A 19710-nucleotide genomic window follows, 5' to 3' on the forward strand; every position below is an offset into this window, starting at 1 on the left:
CGACAGCTGCTACCAAGTGTGCGCCCGGTGCGGATGGGCACGAACCAGAACAGAGCACGGCGGCTCTGCCATTCCCGCGACTGGTGCGTTGCTCGCCTGTGCGGCCTTCACAGCCCTGTAGCCATCAGATGCAATTCTCCTTCCACCGCGGGGTGACAGGCTGATCCGTTGTCGAGCACAAAGGCTGGCAAACAACTTGCTTAGGCTTTTGATCAGGCTTGAGCCATCAACAACGATGGTTTGGCAAACATCTCGGACAACGGCGTCCGCTCCCCTGCCCATTGCGGCAGGAGAGCGTGCGCCGTTTTTGCTTTCATCCCGGCATCAGAAGGAAATCCTCATGTCCGCTCAAGGAATGCACCCACCGGGTCACGCCATCGTTCATCTGCGCAGCGATGGCGGCACATCGCACCCGGCCGGCACTTCATTCGCCAAAGCCTTGTTCGAACCTGGCAGAGCCCTGCTCGAACGCAGCAGGATCGGCTTCTGGCTACCGCTCGGATTAGCCCTCGGCGCCTGTGGTCTCGCGCTGGCCGAACAGCCCGCAGGCGCATTGACCCTGATACCTGGCGTGCTGTACCTGGGATGCGCCTGGCAGCTGCGCGAGCGTCATCAACGCCAGCTACAGATATTCTGGGACACGGAACTGGCACAACTGCTGCGCAGCTCCCAGGATGCCGACCCCGCGACGCTGCTGGTGGCCGCCAGCCTGCAACTGCGCAACAACGAACGCTTGCGCAGCGAAGTGCAGTTCGCCAGCCGTGCCCTGGAGCAGATGGCCCAACAGGCCCGCGACCAAGGTCAGGAACAGAGCCAGCGCATCGCGATGATCGCCGCCGCCAGCGAACAGATCGATCAGACCCTGCACAGCATCGATGCCCTGGCCCAAGGCGCGCTGGCAGCCTTTGCCAACGCCCATGCCCAGAGCGAAACCGGGTGCCTGGAAGCGCGCTCAGTGGGTGACAGCATGCGCGCCATTCAGCACCGCTTGGGCAACACCGCACATGCCGTGGACGCGTTGCTGCAACGTACGACCGCCGTGGAAAGCACGGTCAACAGCATTCAGGCATTGGCCAAACAGACCCAGTTGCTTGCGCTCAATGCCTCCATCGAGGCGGCCCGCGCCGGCGAGCACGGGCGCGGTTTCGCCGTGGTCGCCGATGAGGTCCGCAGCCTGGCCCAGGCCACCGACCGGGCGACCCACGAAATCACCAGCGCCGCGACGGCGATCGCCCTGGCCGTGCGCCAAGTGGATGGCGAGGTCAAGGAACACCGCGAGCTGCTGGCAACTGGTAGCCAACAGAGCGAACAGCTCGCCGCCAATCTCGACGACCTGGCGCAACATAGCCAGAGCAATCTGCAACAGCTCGGCGCCATGCAACAGGCGCTCAGCGAGCATCAGTTAGCCAATCATGCCCTCAGCGAACAGTTGCAACAGGTCAATGGCGCGGTGCAGGAACAGAGCACGCAAACCAATGCGCTGCACAACCTGACCCGTTATCTCAACCAGCTCACCGTCGGAAGCCGCCCATGAATCCAGCACTCGCCACAGCATTCGACGATGGGCCATCCCGCCAAGTCCGTCTGCCGCAGGGTGACACCGGACTAAGGCTGGCGCTGTTGCTCGGTCTCGACCTGCTACAAGGACTACAGCAGCATCGCGGTCTCGGCGGACAAGTCACCCGCGAGGCGCAACAACGTTGCCAGGCATTGGGGCACGCGCTCGACCAACGCTGGAGGGAGTGGCCGTATTCCGCACAGTGCCAGGCCTGGAATGCGTTACGCCGCGAGCCGGCGGATTTCGATGGTCATTGCCGCTTGCTGCAAGACCTGCTCGGCGCCATCCAGCACCTCGAACTGCAACGCTGTGCGCTCAGCCTGGCGCCCCCCAGCATTGCCGCGCGCTGCTGGGAGCTTGAAGAGTTGGGACGACTGCGCGGGCTGTCGGTACGCGCCGCCGCCCATCGAAGTTGCCCGTTGGAAATGCTGATTCAATTGCAGTACCTGCACGAACGCTTGCTCAAACACGCTCCCCGTTCGCTGCACACGGCGCTCGAACAACTGCAACACTGCCTGATCGGGACAACGACTGTGTCCATCACCCCAGCGCAGTGCTACGCCCTCCTCACCCCATTGCTCGACGAACGCCTGGACGCCATTCGCCGGGATCTGGATTGAGGCTGCCGCCACCAGAACAGTGATCCGCAACAACTCGTTCCTTTACTGTAGATTCGCTACTATGTGGGTCCCGCTTTCCTTGTCTGTGGATTTCTTCATTCTGGAGCCTGAATGCCTAGTCAAAAGGACATCGCCGCCGACAGCGGCGCACCGATGATTCCTGAACAGCGCCGTGAATTGATGCTGCGCCAGCTGCGCAAGCATCAGGTGCTGAGCGTTCATCAATTGATGGAAATGTTCGACTGCTCGCACATGACCATCCGCCGCGATATCGCGCTGCTTGAACAGGAAGGCCGTGCTTACTCGGTCACTGGCGGCGTGCGAATCGCCAGCCAGCTCCACAGCGAGCCCAGTCATCAGTTCAAGGCGGTGGTCGAGTTGCCGCAGAAGCAGGCGATGGCCAAGCTGGCCGCGCGGCTGTTGCATGCCGATATGACGGTTTATCTGGATGCGGGCACCAGCACGCTGGAGATCGTTCCGTACATCAAGGCGCTGTCGGGAATGACGGTGGTGACCAACGACTTCGGGATTGTCCAGGCGCTGATCGATGCGCCCCATGTCACGGTGATTCACACCGGCGGGCAACTGGATCATTCGAATCAATCGTGCGTGGGTGGGCTGGCGGTGGCCACCTTGCGTCAGATCGTCACCGATATCGCTTTCATTTCCACCAGTTCCTGGGATTTGCGTCGCGGCCTCACCACGCCTTCGGCGCTGAAGGTGGAGGTCAAGCAAGTCGCGATGCAATCGGCCTCGCAAGTGGTGCTGGTGGCCAGCAGTTCGAAGTACGGCACGTTCAGCATGTACCGGATCGCCGGGCTCGAGCAGTTCGACATCATCCTCAGCGACGACGCACTGACCCCTGCCGCGGCCGATAGCATCCGCAAGCAGGGTGTCGAGCTGCTGTTGCCTTCCGATAACAACCTGTAAGGCGTTAGCGCGCCTTCCAGTCACGCAACCACTGCAAGCCGGCCGACGTGTTGCCACGGGGCCGGTATTCGCACCCTACCCAGCCGTCATAACCCAACTCGTCGATCAGCTCGAACAGATAGGGATAGTTGACTTCACCCAGGTCCGGCTCATGGCGATCCGGTACACCGGCGATCTGGATATGACCGATGCCGGCGAAGTCCCGACGCAGTTTGGTGGCAAGGTCACCTTCGACGATCTGGCAGTGGTAGCAATCGAACTGAACCTTCAGGTTACTGGCGCCCACTTCCTTGCAGATGGCCTGGGCCTGATCCTGGCGGTTGAGGAAAAAGCCCGGCATGTCGCGTGTGTTGATCGGTTCCAGCAGCACGGTGACGCCGACCTTGGCGGCCTGCGCGGTGGCATAGGCCAGGTTCTCCAGGTACACGCCGTGATGCCGTGGTCGATCACTTTCCGACGGCAACAACCCGGCCATCACATGGATGCGTGAGTTGCCCAGGACGGCGGCGTATTCCAGTGCGCGATCGAAACCGGTGCGAAATTCACTCTCCCGGCCCGGCAACGACACCGTGCCCCGCTCACCCGCCGCCCAATCGCCGGGCGGTGCGTTGAACAGCGCCTGCACCAGGCCGTTATCGCTCAGGCGCTGTTTGAGTTCCTGGGCGCTGTAGTCGTAGGGAAACAGATATTCCACCGCTTCGAAACCATCGGCGGCAGCGGCGGCGAAGCGATCCAGAAACTCATGTTCCGGATAGAGCATGCTGAGGTTGGCAGCAAAACGAGGCATGGTAGCTCCTTGGACAGAAGGTTAGACAAACGGCCAGATCAGCAAGGTAATACCGAAACCCAACGTGCCGAGCAAGGTGGTCAGCACGGTCCAGGTGCGCAGGCCGTCGGCCACGTTCAGCCCGGACAGTTTGGTGAAGATCCAGTAACCGGCGTCGTTGATGTGGGACATGGCCAACCCGCCACCGCCCATGGCCAGGCACAACAGTGCCATGTGATTCGCCGTGAGGTTGAGGGTCGCGATCAGCGGACTGATGATGCCGGCAGTGGTCACCAACGCCACCGTGGTCGAACCCTGAACCGCACGCAGCAGCATGGTCAGCAGAAAGCCCAGCGCGAGGACCGGCAGACCGGTGGTGCGCAGCAAATCGGAGACGACGGCGCCGATGCCGGTATCCACCAGCACCTTGCCGAACACACCGCCGGCACCGGCAATCAGAATCACCATGGCCACGCCTGGCAAGGCCGAACCGATCACGTCAGACACCTGGGTACGACTCCAGCCCCGACGCGAACCCAGCAACCAGGCACACAGCAAGGTGTCGATCAGCAGCGCCACCAATGGCGCACCGAGCACGGTCATGATGCCGCGCAGGACCGAGTCGGCAGGCAGCAACGAGTTGGACAGTGTTCCCAGCAGAATCAGAATGATCGGTAGCGCGATCAGGCTGACGATCATGCCAAAACCCGGCGCGGGTGCTGGCGGCAACTTGGAAACGATAGCGCTAGTGGACTCTTCCAGGCCCATGTGCGACGCGGCCACGGCAGCTCGTTCAGCGCTCTTGCCGTTGCCATTGGCCCAGGCGACCAGGTCTTCGTTGGTGACATGCGGGCCATAGACTTCGGCGCGGATATCGTCGGTCATCGGGTACACCCGACGGGTCATGCGCCCGGCCACGCGGTAACCGACATAGCAGAGGAACGCGGTGATCGGCAGACCGAACATCAACACGCGACCGAGGTCGGCACCCAACTGACTGGCAGCGGCCACCGCGCCGGGGTGTGGCGGCAGGAAGGCGTGTACGGTCAGCAACGCAGCACACATCGGCAACGCAAACACCAACAGTGGCTTGCGCGCACTGCGAGCGACGCCATAGGCCAGCGGCATCAGGATGATCACACCGACCTCGAAGAACACCGGCACCCCGACCATGAACCCGGCAATCGTCAGCGCCAGCGGTGTGCGTCGATTGCCGAAACGGCTGATCAGCGTCTTGGCCAGCGCCTCGGCACCGCCGGAGAGTTCGATGATCCGCCCGATCATCGCGCCCAGGGCAATGATGATCGCGATGTGGCCCAACGTTTTGCCCATGCCGCCTTCGATGGTGGCGACCAGATCGGCCGGTTTCACCCCGGCCACCAGCGCCACCAGAATGCTCACCAGCATCAACGCCACGAACGGCTGGAACTTGTATTTGAGCACCAAAAACAACAACAGAGCGATCCCTAGCCCCGCGGTAACCATCAGGATTAACGGGCTCATTTCACAAGCCCTCCGCGCCGGGTGAACACAAGGGTGCTGCAACCGGGTCTGAAAATGCCGCAGTGAAGGTGAGTCATGCCTGGATGTCCTCTTGTTATTGTATTTTTCAGGCAAGCCGGGGTCGTGGGAGCCGTTGCGCGTCTCCCGAACGGGGCCTGCTTTATCGGTCTATCGTGTTAAAAAACTTCAGCGCACTACCAGTGCACACCGAAGGCCGTTCGCAGCTCGTCCAGTGCTGCCTGATCGAGCGGTTCGGGCTTGGGATTGCTCATCAGCCACAGCCGCGCGGTTTCCTCGAGTTCTTCCAAGGCGTAACTGGCCCTGGATACCGAACTCTCCCAGACCACCGGACCCAGCCGTTCGAGCATCACGCCGCGAACACTGTTGGCCAGTTGTGCGACCTGTTCGGCTACCTTTGGCGAGCCGGGACGCTGGTAGCTGATTAACGGGATATGCCCGACTTTCATCACCTGGTACGGCGTCAGCGGCGGCAGGATGTCGTTCGGTTGCCAGACACCCGCCAGCGTCAACGCCACCAGATGAGTGGAATGGGTATGCACCACGCCACCGACACTCGGGTTGCGGTCGTAGACCTGGCGATGTAGCGCCAATGTCTTCGACGGCTTGTCACCGGACACCCATTCGCCAGCCAGATTGACCTTGGCGATGGTCGCCGGGTCGAGGCGGCCCAGGCACACGTCAGTCGGCGTGATCAGCCAGCCGTCATCCAGCCGCGCGCTGATATTGCCGGCGCTGCCGACGGTGTAACCGCGCTCGTAAAGGCTGCGGCCAACGTCACAGATTTCTTCGCGCAGGGCGTTTTCATTACTCATTGCGCACCTCCGGTCTGGGCCAGTTGCTTCAGCGCTTTGCTGAAGAAATCCCGACCACCGAAGTTGCCTGATTTGAGCGCCAGGGCCAGAGGTTCATCGGTGCTGCTGACGGTTGCCGGCACACCCGGATCAATCTGCGCGCCAATTTGCAGCAGTTGTACTCCCAGCGCCTGAACCACCGCGCCCGAGGTTTCACCGCCGGCGATCACGAAGCGCCGTACGCCGCTCTGGCGCAGGCCCTGAGCGATCTCACCCAAGGCATTCTCCACCAAGGTACCGGCCCGTTCGACGCCGAGTTGCTGTTGCACCGCCTTCACTTCATCCGGTGCGCTGGTGGCGTAGATCAATACGGTTTGTTCATTGTTCTTGGCGAAGGCCAGGGCCTGGGCCACCACGGGTTCGCCAGCTGCCAGGGCCAACGGATCGATCCGCAGCGCGGGTCGACCGGCTTCGAGCCAGGCTGAAACTTGGCCATTGGTGGCGATCGAAGCGCTGCCGGCCAACACCACTTCACCACCGGCCACCGCCGGGAGTTTCGAGGCATCGAGGTCGCGCAATTTACCGGCGCGACGGAAGTTTTCCGGCAAACCCAAGGCCAGCCCCGAACCGCCAGTCAGCAATGGCAAGTCGGCGCAAGCAGTGCCGAGGGTGTACAGATCCTGGTCCGACAAGGCGTCAGCAATCGCCATGCCGACACCTTCAGCCCGCAGTTCGGCGATGCGCCCGCGTACCTTTTCGGCCCCTTGGGCAATGGTGTCGTAGCGCAACAGGCCGACGTTCAGATGGGTCTGCGATTGCAACACCCGAACCAGGTTGGCATCGGTCATCGGCGTCAGCGGGTGATGCTGCATGCCCGACTCGCTGAGCAGTTGATCCTGCACGAACAAGTGGCCGCGAAAGATCGTCCGGCCATTCTCCGGGAACGCCGGGCACGCCAGGGTGAAGTCGCCGCCCAGCGCCGCCAGCAGTGCTTCGCTGACCTGGCCAATATTGCCGCCCCCGGTGGAATCGAACGTCGAGCAGTACTTGAAGAAAATCTGCTCGCAGCCTTGCTCACGCAACCAGGCCAGCGCGGCGAGGGATTGCTCGACTGCTTCAGCGACTGGAATGGTGCGCGACTTCAGGGCGATGACGATCGCATCGGCATCGAGCCCGGCCGCCACTTCGCTGCTCGGAATGCCGATGCTTTGCACGGTGCGCATACCGCCGCGCACCAACATGTTGGCAAGGTCCGTGGCACCGGTGAAATCGTCGGCGATGCAGCCCAGCAATGGGCGTGCAGTGGTTGTGCTCATGGTGCGTTCCTCAAACAGGCTCGGTCTTGGCAGTCGGCAGCTCGATGCCAGGGAAAATCTTGATCACCGCCGAGTCATCTTCACGCCCGAAGCCGGCACTGGACGCCTGCATGAACATCTGGTGGGCAGTGGCCGACAGCGGCAGCGGGAATTTGCTGGCCCGCGCGGTATCCAGCACCAGGCCCAGGTCCTTGACGAAAATATCCACCGCGGACAATGGCGTGTAATCAGCCTTGAGAATGTGCGGCACGCGGTTTTCGAACATCCAGGAATTGCCGGCGCTGTGGGTGATCACTTCGTAAAGCGCATCGGCATCGACCCCTTCACGCAGGCCCAGCGCCATGGCTTCGGCAGAGGCCGCGATGTGTACCCCGGCGAGCAGCTGGTTGATGATCTTGACCTTGGAGCCCAGGCCATGGCTGTCACCCAGGCGATAAACCTTGCCGGCCATGCCCGCCAGTACCGCTTCGGCCTTGGCATAAGCGGCGGCCGGGCCGGACGTCATCATGGTCATTTCACCGGCAGCCGCCTTGGCCGCGCCACCGGAAATCGGGGCATCCAGATACAGCAAGCCTTGGGCGGTCAGGCGCTGGCCCAGGTCGACGGCGTAGGTCGGGGCCACGGTGGCGCAACCGATCACCAGGCTGCCAGGGCGCAACGCAGCGACAGCGCCACCCTCGCCAAACAATACGGTTTCGGTCTGCTCGGCGTTCACCACCACGGTAATGATCACGTCGCACGTCGCGGCCATCTGCGCGGGCGAAGAGCACGCCACGCCGCCCTCCCCGGCAAACTGTTCAGTCACCTGCGCACGCACATCACAGGCATGCACATTGAAACCACTGCGCAACAGTGAGCGGGCAATGCCCAGCCCCATCGCGCCCAGACCGACAACACCGACATTCTTGTTATTCATGGGGTACTCCTGAGGGAAGCAACGGCCTGTTCCACGCCGGTAAAGCGCAGGCGGCGGGCCGCGATGTAGAGATGGGCACCGGAGGCATGGCCAGCGGATCGCCCAACACAATGGCAGCTACGATCGCTTGACACTGGTTGAGCAGATAATCCACCAATGAACAGATTATGTGAAGTATTTTTTTAAAATAACATTTTTTAACATCGACTCATGAGCATCGATAGCCGCGCCGCGCTTTTTTGTAGCAGCTGTCGAGCCTGCGAGGCTGCGTTCGGCGGCGCAGCCGTCGCAAACCCTGCGTGCAAGGTTTCCCTGACACACCGCGATATCCGATTTCACGACGGCTTCGCCGCCGAACGCAGCCTCGCGGGCTCGGCAGCTGCTACGGGTCGCGTTTACGCAGGTGAAAAAACCAGATTGCCATCAGGCCGCCTTGCAAAAACACCACGACCGTCTAAGTTCAGAACTATCTCTACAGGCGTAACCAAACCGTACATAAACCAGCCCCTCAGGCGAGAGAATCTATTGATCTAAAAACAACCAGACGCTGCTTTTAATTACTGACACGGAATCAGTCATAAAAATAAAGAGGGATGCTTGATGAAGCGCAGCCATGGGTATCGTGCGTTCTCGCAACGGGGGCCTGCCGGTCATTTCTGGATTTCATTGCTTTGCTTCTCAGGCCTGGTGATCGCCAGCTTTCTGTTGTTCGAACAACAGATCCAGGACTTCCTGACCCATCTCAACCTGTACCAGCCTTCCACTCCCACCCAAAAACTCAACCTGGCCCTGCTGCTGATCGCCCTGCTCGCGCTGGACGTGGTGCTGCCGGTGCCTTCGAGCATGGTCGCGCTGCTGGCCGTGGCCATGCTCGGCGCTGTTGGCGGCTACCTGGTGATTTTCGTGGGGCTGTGCCTTGGAGCCGGGCTGGGGTATGCGCTGGGGGCGGGCTATTTTCGGCTGCTGTCCGGCCGCCTGGGCCTGCATCAGCGCCAGCCGGGGCAGCTGGCATACAAGCTGGGCACGCTGTCGTTGATCTGCCTGCGCGGGGTGCCGGTATTGGCCGAAACCTCGGTGGTGGCCGCCGGGATGCAACGTTATCCGCTGCCCGCGTTCGTGTTAGTGACCACCCTGGCCAATGCAGGTCTGGCACTGGCCTACAGCGCCATCGGCATCTACCTCGTCGAGCAGAACGCGCTGCTGGTGACCCTCCTCGCCAGCATGGTGTTGCCCGGGCTGTTTATCGCCGGGTACAGCCTGTTCAAGACCTTGCGCAAGCAAAAAGCCGAGCACCCCCTGCACGGGCGTTTCGAGGTCCGTTACGACTACCCGGTGGTGTTCACCGATCACCTGTTCGAGCCGTCCAATCCTTGTCTGCACCACCAGCTCACCGCACGACTCACCCCACAGCACCGGGGCCCGGTGACGGTGCTGGTGTTCGCCGATGAACAACTGCTGCAAAGCGCCCCGAAATTGCTGGAACAGATCGACGCCTACTTTGCCGCCCATGCGACGGACCTGCATTTGCAGGCCGCGCCGATTGCGGTGCCGGCCGGCGAACTGAGCAAGGATTCACAGGTGTTGCAACAGCTTTACAGCGACATGCTGCAGCATGGACTGGACCGCCATTGTTATGTACTGGCCCTGGGCGGCGGTGCGGTGCTGGATGCGGTGGGCTACGCCTGCGCCACCTTCCACCGTGGCATTCGCCTGATCCGCATCCCGAGCACCGTACTGGCGCAGAACGACGCCGGCATCGGGGTGAAAAACGGCATCAATGCCTTCGGCCAGAAGAATCTGCTGGGCGCCTTCTACCCCGCCACCGCGGTAATCAACGACTTCCAGCTGCTGACCAGCCTGACTCGCCGCGACCAGATCGCCGGGCTGGCCGAGGCGGTAAAAGTGGCGCTGATCAAAGACCAGGCCTTCTTCCAATGGATGGAGCAACAGGCTGACGCCCTCGCCCACTTCGATCACTCGGCCAGCCGCTATGCCATTCGCCGCTGCGCCGAACTGCACCTGGCACACATCACCGGTGCCGGCGACCCCTTCGAGCGCGGTAACGGACGGCCACTGGATTACGGGCACTGGGCCGCGCACAAACTGGAAAACCTCAGCCAGCACCGACTGCGCCATGGTGAAGCCGTGGCGGTGGGCATGGCGCTGGATGGGCTCTATGCCAATGCCCTGGGGCTGTTGAGCGATGCCGACACCGGGCGGGTGCTGGACCTGCTGCTCAAGCTCGGCTTCAGCCTGAGCCCGCCGGAACTGAGCTTGAAAGATGCACAGGGACGCTCACAGGTTTTGCTTGGGCTGGAGGAATTCCGCCAGCACCTGGGCGGGCAACTCTCCATCCCAATGCTCAGCCGGATCGGCGAGTCGGTGGACCTGCATGAGATCGATGCCGCGCGGATGGAACAGGCGCTGCAACGGCTGTCGACCCGCATCGATCCGGCGCTTACCCTCAGCGAGGGCTGCGCGCAATGAGCCAGATACCACTGAACCTGAAAACCTGGATGACCCTCGGTCGGGTATCCAACCTGCCCACCGTGTGGACCAACACCCTGGCCGCCGCCCTGCTGGCCAGCAGCGCCGGTGCGCTGGCGCCGCCGTCGTCGCTGGTGTGGATCCTGCTGTTGGCCGCGCTGTCGTTGCTGTATCTGGCCGGCATGTTATTGAACGACCTGCTGGACGCCGACTGGGACCAACAGCACCACAATCCCCGCCCTATCACGTTGGGTCTGGTCAGCCGCCAGCAAGTGGGGCTGGCTACTGCGCTGTTGCTGATACTGGCTGCGGCCTCGGTATTGGGCCTGAGCCGGTTGATCGATCAACCGCACTGGTTGCTGGGTAGCGCCACCCTGCTGGTGGGCTGCATCCTCGGCTACAACTTGCTGCACAAGAAATACGCCCACAGCGTCTGGCTGATGGGCGCCTGCCGCTCGGCCCTCTACCTGACGGCGGCGGCCAGCCTGGCGGTGCCGCCGGAGCCGATCTGGCTGTGCGCCATGTTGCTTGGCGTCTACATCAGCGGCCTGACCTACCTGGCTCGTCAGGAGCACAACAACCAGTTGCTCAGCCGCCTGCCTCTACTGCTGATGTTGAGCCCGCTGGCGCTGGCGATCTATTCCGACAACGCCTGGTTCTGGCCGGTGCTGCTGCTCTGGCTTGGCTGGCTGGGCTGGCATTACTGGCAGCACTTGGCTAACCCGCAGCAACGGCAAGTCCGTGCCTTTATCGGCGCTGGCCTGGCGGCTCTGCCACTGTTTGATGCCCTGGTGCTGGCTGTGGCCAACCAGCCGCTGGGCAGCCTGTTATGCGTTCTGGTGTTTTTCCTGCTTCCACACTTCCAGCGCTGGATCAAACCGACATGAACATGGACGTCACTGCATCGCCATCGGCGGCTCTCGAAATACGCCACGACTGCCTCGCCGAACAACACCAGGCCCTCACCCAACAGCTCGATGACACCGAGCTGCAGTGGTGGCGCCAGGCCCAGGAGCAGCTTGCCCAACGCCCGGACGGCAATACCGCGGCGCTGTTGAGCAGCCAGTGCAAGCGCAACCTCAAGGAGCAATCGCTGCCCCACAGTCCCGACTGGAGCAGTGTCCAACTGGCGCGGGCATTGTTGCTGGCTCAGGTCCTGGAGCAACAGCCCCTCGCAGGGCAACTGCCGTTGCTGCGCCAACTGTTCCTGTGGGGTGACGATCAAGAAAAAATCGCCACCCTGAAGGCCCTCGACTGGCTCGACAGTCGCGGGCTTTGCGTGGAACTAGCACTGCAAGCCGGGCGCACCAGCAACAGCCAGGTGTTCGCCGCCCTCGCGCTCGACACCCTCTACCCCTCACGTCACTACAGCGAACGGGCCTTTCATCAACTGGTGCTGAAGGCACTGGGCATGGGGCTCGATATACGACGCCTGATCGGCCTGACCCAACGACACAGCGTCACCCTCAACCAGCTGGCCCTCGACCTGCTGGACGAACAGCTTGCCGCCGAACGAACGGTGTCCGCCGGGCTGTCCCGAGTGATTGCCTTCGACTTGCTCAGCCCGGCGCAACGCCAGCGCCTGGCTGGCCTGAATCAGCAGCAACGCTTGCCGCCGGAATGGCACAAGCACCTGGCCGGCACCTCACAGAACTGACACTCAACGACTCCTTTTCCTTGACGAGGATTTACCATGCTCAAGTACTTCGACCCGCATATTCATATGGTCAGCCGCACCACCGATGACTACCAGAACATGGCCGCCGCCGGCATCACCGGGGTGATCGAACCGGCCTTCTGGCAGGGTCAGGCCAGGACCAGCGTCGGCAGTTTCATCGACTATTTCGACACTCTGTTGGGCTGGGAGCGCTTTCGCGCCAGCATGTTCGGCATTCATCATTTCTGCACCATCGGCCTCAACCCCAAGGAGGCCAATGACCTGTCGGTGGCCAATGAAGTGCTGGAGATTCTGCCGCGCTACCTGGTGAAAGACGGCGTCGTGGCGGTCGGCGAAATCGGTTACGACGACATCACCCCGGAGGAAGATCGCTTCCTCGCCGCTCAGCTGGAGCTGGCCAGACAATTCAATTTGCCGGTGCTGGTGCACACCCCGCACCGCGACAAGATCGGTGGCACCAAACGCACCCTGGCAGTGATTCGCGAAGTCGGGATTGCCGAGCACCTGGTGATCATCGACCACCTCAACGAACTGACCCTGCCGCTGGTGCTGGACAGCGACTGCTGGCGCGGCCATTCGATCTACCCCAACACCAAGATGTCGGAACAGCGCATGGTCGCCCTGTTGCAGCAGTACGGCACTGAGAAAATGGTGGTCAACAGCGCCGCCGACTGGGGCATCAGCGACCCGCTCAAGGTGCCGAAAACCGGCGAGGCGATGCTGGCTGCAGGGTTCAGCGAAGCCCAGGTCGAACAGGTGCTGTTCCACAACCCGGTGGATTTTTTTGCCCAAAGCGGCCAACTGGACAAGGCCCTGGTCAGCACCCCGCTGCCCATCGACCAGCGTCGGCAGTGGCAGGAGAACTCTGCCCTGCGTGGCCAGGAACCGGTGATCAAATGAGTGCCGGCACGGGTTGGGCTGCCGCGCAGGTCGGTTATTGCAGCAATGTGCACCCGACCCGTGACCTGGCGGGGCTACGGTCATCCATCGAATGGCATTTCCGGGGTGTGCGTACCCTGCGCGGCCTGAACGAGCAAGACAGTGGGCTGTGGATCAGCGCCCTCGCCGCAGCCGAACTACAGCAGGCGTCAGCTCGCGCGGACTTCCTCAGCCTGCTGCAACGCAGCGGGCTGCGGCTGACTTCACTTAACGGCTTTCCCTATGGCCAATTTCATCAAGGCGCGGTGAAAGCCGACGTCTATTTGCCCAACTGGACTGATCCGAAACGGCTGGCGTACAGCCTGAATCTGGCCCGAATCCTGGCACACGCCCTGCCGTCGGATTGCCCCCAAGGCGTGATTTCCACCGTACCACTGGGCTATGCCGCCGACTGGAACCCGCGGCGACAGCAGCGTGCCGAACATCTGCTGCGCCAACTCACGGCTTCACTGGCCAGGCTGCATCGGGAGACGGGCAAGAAGATCGTGTTCTGCCTGGAGATGGAGCCGGACTGTGTGCTGGAAAACACCGACCAGGCCATCGCCTTCTTCCACCGCTACCAAGCCAGCGACCCGCACCATGACTATCTGGCGCTGTGTTTTGATGTCTGCCACCAGGCCGTGGTTTTCGAACACTGCTATCAGTCGCTGGAAAAGCTGCGCCAGGCCCGGGTGCCTGTCGGCAAGATCCAATTGTCCAACGCGCTGATTTGTCGCCTGCCCGCTGAAGACCACAGCCGGCGCGAACATGTGCTCAAGACCTTGAGCGACTTCGCCGAAACCACCTACCTGCATCAAGTCAAAGCCCGAGATGCGCAGGCGCGGTTATCGGGCTGGGCCGACCTGCCCGCCGCCCTCGACGATTGCGCCAATAACCTGAGGCAGTACCCCGAACTGCGGATTCATTTCCACATCCCGCTGTTCAGCGAACACTTGCTGCTGCCTGAGCTCAGCGGCAGCCAGATCGCGCTGTCGCAGACTTTCGACTTTCTCGCAGACCATGGGGATTTTCGTCCCGTGCTGGAAGTGGAAACCTACAGCTGGGGCGTCCTGCCCGCGCAACTGCGGCCCAACACCGAGCACGCCCAACTGCAGGGAATCGCCGCAGAACTGCACTGGGTCGAAGAACAACTGCGCCAGCGTCAATTGCTGCAACCCCAAGTGCGGGAGGCGTACGCCGATGCCCTCTGATCACCCGCGTCAACCGCTGCTGCTGATCAACGTGGTCGGGCTGACCCCCGCGCTGCTGGGGCCGGCAACGCCGCACATCAATGCCCTGCTGAAAACCGCAAAAATGGCCAGCCTGCAACCAGTGTTTCCGGCCGTCACATCGACGGTGCAGGCATCGATTCTCACCGGCCTGTCGCCGTCGGAACACGGCATCGTCGGCAATGGCTGGTATTTTCGCGACCAGGCCGAAGTGCGTTTCTGGCTGCAACCCAACGCACTGATCCAGGGAGAAAAGGTCTGGCAGGCGCTCAAGCGTGAGCTCCCCGGGTTCCGCTGCAGCCAGCTGTTCTGGTGGTACAACATGTATGCGGACGTGGACGCCGCCATCACCCCACGCCCGCACTACCCGGCCGATGGCCGCAAGATGTTCGGCCTGTATTCGTCACCGGCCTCGTTGCATGAGCGTATCGAGCAGCAGATCGGTGAATTTCCGTTTCCGGGTTTCTGGGGTCCGGCGGCCGGCATCGCATCGAGCCGCTGGATCGTCGACTGCGCCATCGCCGAATTCCAGCTCGATCGACCGGACCTGCAGTTGGTCTACCTGCCGCATCTCGACTATTGCCTGCAGCGACTGGGCCCTGATCATCCGTCGATTGCCGACGAGGTGCGGGCCATCGACAGTGAAGTAGGTCGCCTGCTGGCCTTTGCCCAAGAGCAAGGCGCGGCGGTGATGCTGTTGTCCGAGTACGGGATCGAAGCGGTACAGCAATCCATATCGATTAACCGGCTGTTGCGCTCGGAAGGCTTGTTGCAGGTGCGCCAATCGCTGACCTGGGAGTTGCTCGACCCTGGCGCCAGCGCGGCCTTTGCCGTGGCCGATCATCAGGTCGCGCACATCTACGTGAAGCAGGCGCAAGACATTCCTCGCGTCAAAGCGCTGCTGCAGCGCCAGCCCGGTATCGAGCAGGTGCTGGATAAAACCGAACAACGGGCCTGGCAACTGGATCATCCGCGCAGCGGCGAGCTGGTGACCGTGGCCGCGCCGGGTTACTGGTTCGATTACTACTACTGGCTCGACGATCGCAAGGCACCCGACTTTGCCCGCACCGTGGACATCCATCGCAAGCCCGGCTACGACCCGCTGGAACTGTTCATCGACCCGGCCATTCGCTTCCCCAAATTGAAAGTGGCGCGCCGCCTGCTGCAGAAGAAACTCGGCTTTCGCTACTACATGGACCTGATTCCGCTGGACACCCGCCTGGTCCGTGGCAGCCATGGCCGCCTGCCCGACAGCGAGAACACCGGCCCGCTGCTCATCACCAATTGCGATCTGCCGTTGCCGCAGCGTCTTGCGGCCACGGCCGTGAAGCAACTGCTCCTGGAACACTTCCTGGGGCATTCACACACCGCCCCGGCCAATGCCAAGGAGCTTCCATGCGGCGAGCCATTTCTATAACAGTTCTGAGTGCCTTGGCCGGTTTGGCTCAGGCACAGGACACCAACAACTTCAACTGCAGCAACTTCCTGCAATTTGGAATCAGTGCCGACCAGACCCGTACGGCGTTCAACAAGCACCCCGAGACCATGGCCTGGAACTGGTTCGTCTGCCTGAACCAGCCCGACGCCCAGGGTTACAACCGCGTGTGGGAGTCGTTCAAGCCTTCCGACCAGGTCTACCTGGCCAATGGCGTCAACCCTGGCTCGTATGACAGCCGCATGAAGCCGCCGGACGAGGTGCTCAAGCAAGCCAAGGCCCTGGGGCTGGACGCGAACCGTCTGCTGCACAACCTCAATGCCACGCAGCAGGTCGACGGGATGAGCCTGGAAATGGGCGGTACCGTCGTGCCTGAGGCACAGCGAGGCCAAGTCGTGCGCTTTCAACTGCTGATGTCCCAGGACACTTATAACTACATCGTCAAGAACAATGTCTACAACGTAGATGGCCAGGAGGCCCTGACGAGCAACCTGAACTTTCCCGCCACGGCCTGGGAATTGAAAGCCGCCTGGCTGTGGATCGGCGCGGACATGGACTACAAGAAGAAGCTGGAGAACGACGGCTACTACACCGCCCAGGCCTATTACCAGCAGGGCACCGACTACAGGGTCGGCTATGCGGCGTTGAGTGGCTTGCATGTGGTCAACAAACTGGACTCCAGCTGGGTCTGGACCACCTTCGAGAACGTCAACAACAGAAAGTACACCGTGACCAAGGGCCACCCGCCCCGGCCGATGACAAACAGCACCGGACCGACATCGGATGCCATACCGGTCAATACGCAGTTCCAGGCCAACAACCCGACGCTGTCGAAATACGAGTTGATCGGCGTGGAATATCAACCCAAGACCCAGGTGCTGGCGAACTCGCAGCTGGAATCGGCGTTCCAGGACACCTCATCCTGCCTGGCCTGCCACGGCACCGCCGCCTACTCGAAGACCGACGGTTACTTCAATTTCGCCATCCCGACCCAGGGCGGTCTCACCTACCCCACTACACCGCTGCCGGACAAAGACTTCAACGGCTACAAAAAACTGGATTTTGTCTGGTCGCTGAAACGCGCCCAGTGGAAACGCTAAGGAGAGCACGACATGAGCGTATTGAATTTTCCCCGCATCTACCTCAACGGCCAGATGTTCTGGAACCCGCCAACAGCCAACAACAACGACATGTTCCCGCTGTATGACGCGGTGAACACGGACATCAACTGGTCGTTCATGACGCACTTCGGCATCGACCGGAACAATGCTCCCGACACCCTGATGCCATGGGCCATCTCGACGCAGTACATGGCTGGCATGCCGACCTATGTACAGCAGGTGCCAAACAATATCAATCCGAAGCATGACCCGTACATGCCCGCCGAATGGGATCTGTTTGGCGACAACGGTTGCGGCCTGGTGAACTACGGGAAAACCAAGTCGACCGTTATCGGCGGCGAAGTGCAGCCCAATAGCTACATCGATAAGGATGCACTGATCGGCGCGCAATACCACTTGCTCGGCAGCCCCCTGGGCAGCAATACCCCGACCGCGGCGCGCTTCGTGGATATCAGCCCATGGCAGAACACCTTCACGGCGCTGTACTTCGACAAACTGGTGTTAGGGGACGCGAACTGCGGCCTGACCCTCAACCGCAAGTACCGGATGATGGACCGTTTCCTGAACTTCAGTTGGGGAGCCCTGGGTGGCCTGGTGAACGTCAGCACCACCTGGCAGACCTGCTTCCCCAAGGAGAATCTGGAATGGGCGCTCGGCAACTCGTCCCTGCTGGCCAACCTGAAGCAGCAGATGGAGCAGCAAGGGGCACAGGGCCTGATGTTCCGCTTTTGCGTCTACCTGACCTGCTATGACAAGAACGGGATATTCAACAATTACCCACAGCGCCTCGACACCCGTTCCAACAACCCGAACGTCATGGCGAAAGTGCGTGACCTCTACAGAAAGGGCTTGGACAACGTCAACGAGATTTTCTTCAATCCTGCCTACAGCCGCACCTCGGCGGTCCTGGGGCTGTGGTTCGCCGGTGAATACCCCACCGCGCCCGCCGGAAGGCGACTGGTGGCCAATGAGGCGGTGTCGATGAGCCAGCTGTATTCCCAGGAGACACAACAAGTCAAGTTGGGGGTGATTTCGGCACAGATCAACGACTACACCCTGTCACTTGACCTGGGCAATACCTTTCCGAGCTATCCCGTGGATGCCACGGCTGATATCCCCGTCCCGGAAAAATTCAATGCCGGTACCTACCATTTGGGTGCCGAGAAGGATGGAACATTCAAGCCGGCGGTCATCTTGAACTTCGCGGACTATCGGCAGTCGGCCTTCAACCAGCGCTCGGGTATCCTCGATGTTCCCCTCGATGACTATACCAAGGGTGTATTGGAATCCGGTCCCCTGATTCTACGTCGGTTGGGCCTGTACAGCGCTCCCCAGACCGTCGCCGCCACCCAGCAGACATGGACCGCCGAGGTGATCGAAAGCGGCAGCTTCATCGACGTCGGCGACTACAAGAAGCTGACCATCATGGTGCAGAACAATGGCCAGCCGGCCGCCAACACGACACTGTGGGTGGCCGAGTACAACAACCCCTACATGGTGACCAGCAGCGACTACTACCTGGCATTCAGCAACGCCGCCGACTTCACGCTGTTCTACGACAACCCGGCGGACCGCAGCAAGAACACGGCCGGTCTGCCGCAGTTCACCGACGCACCCTCGGTCGGCCTCTACCGCAGCACTGGCAGCGGCCGCCGACTGACGGACCTGCAGGACGTGCCTGAACCTTCTGGAACCCCAGTCGGTTATCAAGAGTTCCTCACTGTTTCCGGTAAACCGGTCGCGGTGAACCTGCGCCCCTGCCTGACCCTGGACAAGCCCATCGGTCGCACCGGTACGCTGAACGACGAGAAGGGCAACTCCGTCAATTACACCTATGCCGTCATCACCACCAACGCCCAAGGTATCGCTCAGATAGGCTGCAAGGCAGTCGCGCCAGGCTTCCCCACCCTGCGCTTCTTCGTGAAGGAAGGCGATAAGGATCCGACCATCCCCTTCAGCTTCCCGCTCACCGAGGCCTACGTCGACTTCCTTGCCCCGCTGCGGGTCCTGCCGCTGGACATGAAGTTGCAACAGGACTTCATCGACACCTGGAACGGCATGTGCACCTCCACGCAAGCTCCGGAAGAAATATGGAACACGTTCATCTTTCCAAAGGTCCTGCAGTCGTTCTATTACCTCTACCCCATCATGAACAAGTACATGCCCCTTGATTCACGCACGCGGGTGGAGGGCGCCGTCGACCAGTTACTCATATTGATCAACAAGGACAACCAGGACGAAAGCACCCTGGCCATGCCGATCACCCGAGACCTGTCGCAAAGCCGCCGCGCCGTGCTGCAGCTGTGGGCCAAACGCCTGGTGAAACTCAACTTCCCACCCAGGAAGCTCTCCATGAGCGACTACAACGACCTTTGACGTTTCACGCCGGATTACCGGGTGGCGAGTCCGCCACCCGGCACT

At 61.5% G+C, this 19710-nt stretch carries 16 protein-coding genes; 11 read left to right on the forward strand and 5 right to left on the reverse strand.

Annotated elements, in window-relative coordinates; all coding sequences use genetic code 11:
* Window positions 1–967 precede the first annotated feature (967 nt).
* The 3 genes from ACCC96_RS26270 to ACCC96_RS26280 all read left to right on the forward strand — a co-directional run bounded on the left by ACCC96_RS26270 (window position 968) and on the right by ACCC96_RS26280 (window position 3108).
* The gene (locus tag ACCC96_RS26270) at window positions 968–1534 is read left to right on the forward strand and encodes a methyl-accepting chemotaxis protein (protein ID WP_413697351.1); all 567 of its coding nucleotides are present in this window, start codon (window positions 968–970) and stop codon (window positions 1532–1534) included.
* 86 nt (window positions 1535–1620) lie between these two features.
* Window positions 1621–2178, forward strand: coding sequence for a hypothetical protein (locus ACCC96_RS26275; protein ID WP_413697352.1), 558 nt, complete (start codon window positions 1621–1623; stop codon window positions 2176–2178).
* Window positions 2179–2289: 111 nt separating this feature from the next.
* Window positions 2290–3108: a DeoR/GlpR family DNA-binding transcription regulator gene (locus tag ACCC96_RS26280; protein WP_253422600.1), complete on the forward strand. Its 819-nt coding sequence runs from the start codon at window positions 2290–2292 to the stop codon at window positions 3106–3108.
* A gap of 4 nt (window positions 3109–3112) precedes the next feature.
* Here the strand turns inward: ACCC96_RS26280 and otnI are convergent, their stop codons facing one another.
* From otnI to ltnD, 5 genes are all read right to left on the reverse strand, one after another.
* Window positions 3113–3895 (reverse strand): 2-oxo-tetronate isomerase, encoded by a 783-nt coding sequence (gene otnI / locus ACCC96_RS26285; protein ID WP_413697336.1) that lies wholly within the window; start codon window positions 3893–3895, stop codon window positions 3113–3115.
* Between the two features lie 21 nt (window positions 3896–3916).
* A complete protein-coding gene (locus ACCC96_RS26290; RefSeq protein WP_018928934.1) occupies window positions 3917–5377 on the reverse strand; it encodes a GntP family transporter in 1461 nt (486 codons plus the stop codon).
* Between the two features lie 194 nt (window positions 5378–5571).
* On the reverse strand, window positions 5572–6210 hold the full coding sequence (locus tag ACCC96_RS26295) for an aldolase (protein WP_413697337.1): 639 nt from the start codon (window positions 6208–6210) through the stop codon (window positions 5572–5574).
* Entirely contained in the window at window positions 6207–7505 is a 1299-nt protein-coding gene (otnK, locus tag ACCC96_RS26300; RefSeq protein ID WP_413697338.1) for a 3-oxo-tetronate kinase, read from the reverse strand. Before otnK ends, ACCC96_RS26295 begins: the two co-directional genes overlap by 4 nt.
* A 10-nt stretch (window positions 7506–7515) precedes the next feature.
* Window positions 7516–8421: an L-threonate dehydrogenase gene (ltnD, locus tag ACCC96_RS26305; RefSeq protein WP_413697339.1), complete on the reverse strand. Its 906-nt coding sequence runs from the start codon at window positions 8419–8421 to the stop codon at window positions 7516–7518.
* A gap of 600 nt (window positions 8422–9021) precedes the next feature.
* Between ltnD and ACCC96_RS26310 the strand changes: the two genes are divergently transcribed.
* From ACCC96_RS26310 to ACCC96_RS26345, 8 genes are read left to right on the forward strand one after another with little or no spacing between them, the layout of a single operon-like run.
* Window positions 9022–10908, forward strand: coding sequence for a 3-dehydroquinate synthase (locus ACCC96_RS26310; RefSeq protein WP_413697340.1), 1887 nt, complete (start codon window positions 9022–9024; stop codon window positions 10906–10908).
* A complete protein-coding gene (locus tag ACCC96_RS26315; RefSeq protein WP_413697341.1) occupies window positions 10905–11795 on the forward strand; it encodes a UbiA family prenyltransferase in 891 nt (296 codons plus the stop codon). Before ACCC96_RS26310 ends, ACCC96_RS26315 begins: the two co-directional genes overlap by 4 nt.
* Window positions 11792–12565, forward strand: a complete 774-nt coding sequence (locus ACCC96_RS26320; RefSeq protein WP_413697342.1) for an EboA domain-containing protein — start codon at window positions 11792–11794, stop codon at window positions 12563–12565. Before ACCC96_RS26315 ends, ACCC96_RS26320 begins: the two co-directional genes overlap by 4 nt.
* Before the next feature lie 36 nt (window positions 12566–12601).
* The gene (locus tag ACCC96_RS26325; protein WP_413697343.1) at window positions 12602–13486 is read left to right on the forward strand and encodes a TatD family hydrolase; all 885 of its coding nucleotides are present in this window, start codon (window positions 12602–12604) and stop codon (window positions 13484–13486) included.
* Entirely contained in the window at window positions 13483–14715 is a 1233-nt protein-coding gene (eboE, locus tag ACCC96_RS26330; protein ID WP_413697344.1) for a metabolite traffic protein EboE, read from the forward strand. Before ACCC96_RS26325 ends, eboE begins: the two co-directional genes overlap by 4 nt.
* Window positions 14705–16150, forward strand: coding sequence for an alkaline phosphatase family protein (locus ACCC96_RS26335; RefSeq protein ID WP_413697345.1), 1446 nt, complete (start codon window positions 14705–14707; stop codon window positions 16148–16150). The genes eboE and ACCC96_RS26335 overlap by 11 nt, the downstream gene beginning before the upstream one ends.
* A complete protein-coding gene (locus tag ACCC96_RS26340) occupies window positions 16129–17268 on the forward strand; it encodes a hypothetical protein (RefSeq protein ID WP_019578685.1) in 1140 nt (379 codons plus the stop codon). The genes ACCC96_RS26335 and ACCC96_RS26340 overlap by 22 nt, the downstream gene beginning before the upstream one ends.
* A gap of 12 nt (window positions 17269–17280) precedes the next feature.
* Complete coding sequence (locus ACCC96_RS26345; RefSeq protein ID WP_413697346.1) at window positions 17281–19665, forward strand: hypothetical protein; 2385 nt, start codon at window positions 17281–17283, stop codon at window positions 19663–19665.
* Window positions 19666–19710: the final 45 nt, after the last annotated feature.

Source organism: Pseudomonas sp. Pseusp11 (genome assembly GCF_047304405.1).
Classification (GTDB): domain Bacteria; phylum Pseudomonadota; class Gammaproteobacteria; order Pseudomonadales; family Pseudomonadaceae; genus Aquipseudomonas.

Coding starts and splice junctions, on each gene's coding strand:
- ACCC96_RS26270 (WP_413697351.1), top strand. CDS start 968: ATGCGCGCCATTCAGCACCGCTTGGGCAACACCGCACATGCCGTGGAC.
- ACCC96_RS26280 (WP_253422600.1), top strand. CDS start 2,290: ATGCCTAGTCAAAAGGACATCGCCGCCGACAGCGGCGCACCGATGATT.
- otnI (WP_413697336.1), bottom strand. CDS start 3,895: ATGCCTCGTTTTGCTGCCAACCTCAGCATGCTCTATCCGGAACATGAG.
- ACCC96_RS26290 (WP_018928934.1), bottom strand. CDS start 5,377: ATGAGCCCGTTAATCCTGATGGTTACCGCGGGGCTAGGGATCGCTCTG.
- ACCC96_RS26295 (WP_413697337.1), bottom strand. CDS start 6,210: ATGAGTAATGAAAACGCCCTGCGCGAAGAAATCTGTGACGTTGGCCGC.
- otnK (WP_413697338.1), bottom strand. CDS start 7,505: ATGAGCACAACCACTGCACGCCCATTGCTGGGCTGCATCGCCGACGAT.
- ltnD (WP_413697339.1), bottom strand. CDS start 8,421: ATGAATAACAAGAATGTCGGTGTTGTCGGTCTGGGCGCGATGGGGCTG.
- ACCC96_RS26310 (WP_413697340.1), top strand. CDS start 9,022: ATGAAGCGCAGCCATGGGTATCGTGCGTTCTCGCAACGGGGGCCTGCC.
- ACCC96_RS26315 (WP_413697341.1), top strand. CDS start 10,905: ATGAGCCAGATACCACTGAACCTGAAAACCTGGATGACCCTCGGTCGG.
- ACCC96_RS26320 (WP_413697342.1), top strand. CDS start 11,792: ATGAACATGGACGTCACTGCATCGCCATCGGCGGCTCTCGAAATACGC.
- ACCC96_RS26325 (WP_413697343.1), top strand. CDS start 12,602: ATGCTCAAGTACTTCGACCCGCATATTCATATGGTCAGCCGCACCACC.
- eboE (WP_413697344.1), top strand. CDS start 13,483: ATGAGTGCCGGCACGGGTTGGGCTGCCGCGCAGGTCGGTTATTGCAGC.
- ACCC96_RS26335 (WP_413697345.1), top strand. CDS start 14,705: ATGCCCTCTGATCACCCGCGTCAACCGCTGCTGCTGATCAACGTGGTC.
- ACCC96_RS26340 (WP_019578685.1), top strand. CDS start 16,129: ATGCGGCGAGCCATTTCTATAACAGTTCTGAGTGCCTTGGCCGGTTTG.
- ACCC96_RS26345 (WP_413697346.1), top strand. CDS start 17,281: ATGAGCGTATTGAATTTTCCCCGCATCTACCTCAACGGCCAGATGTTC.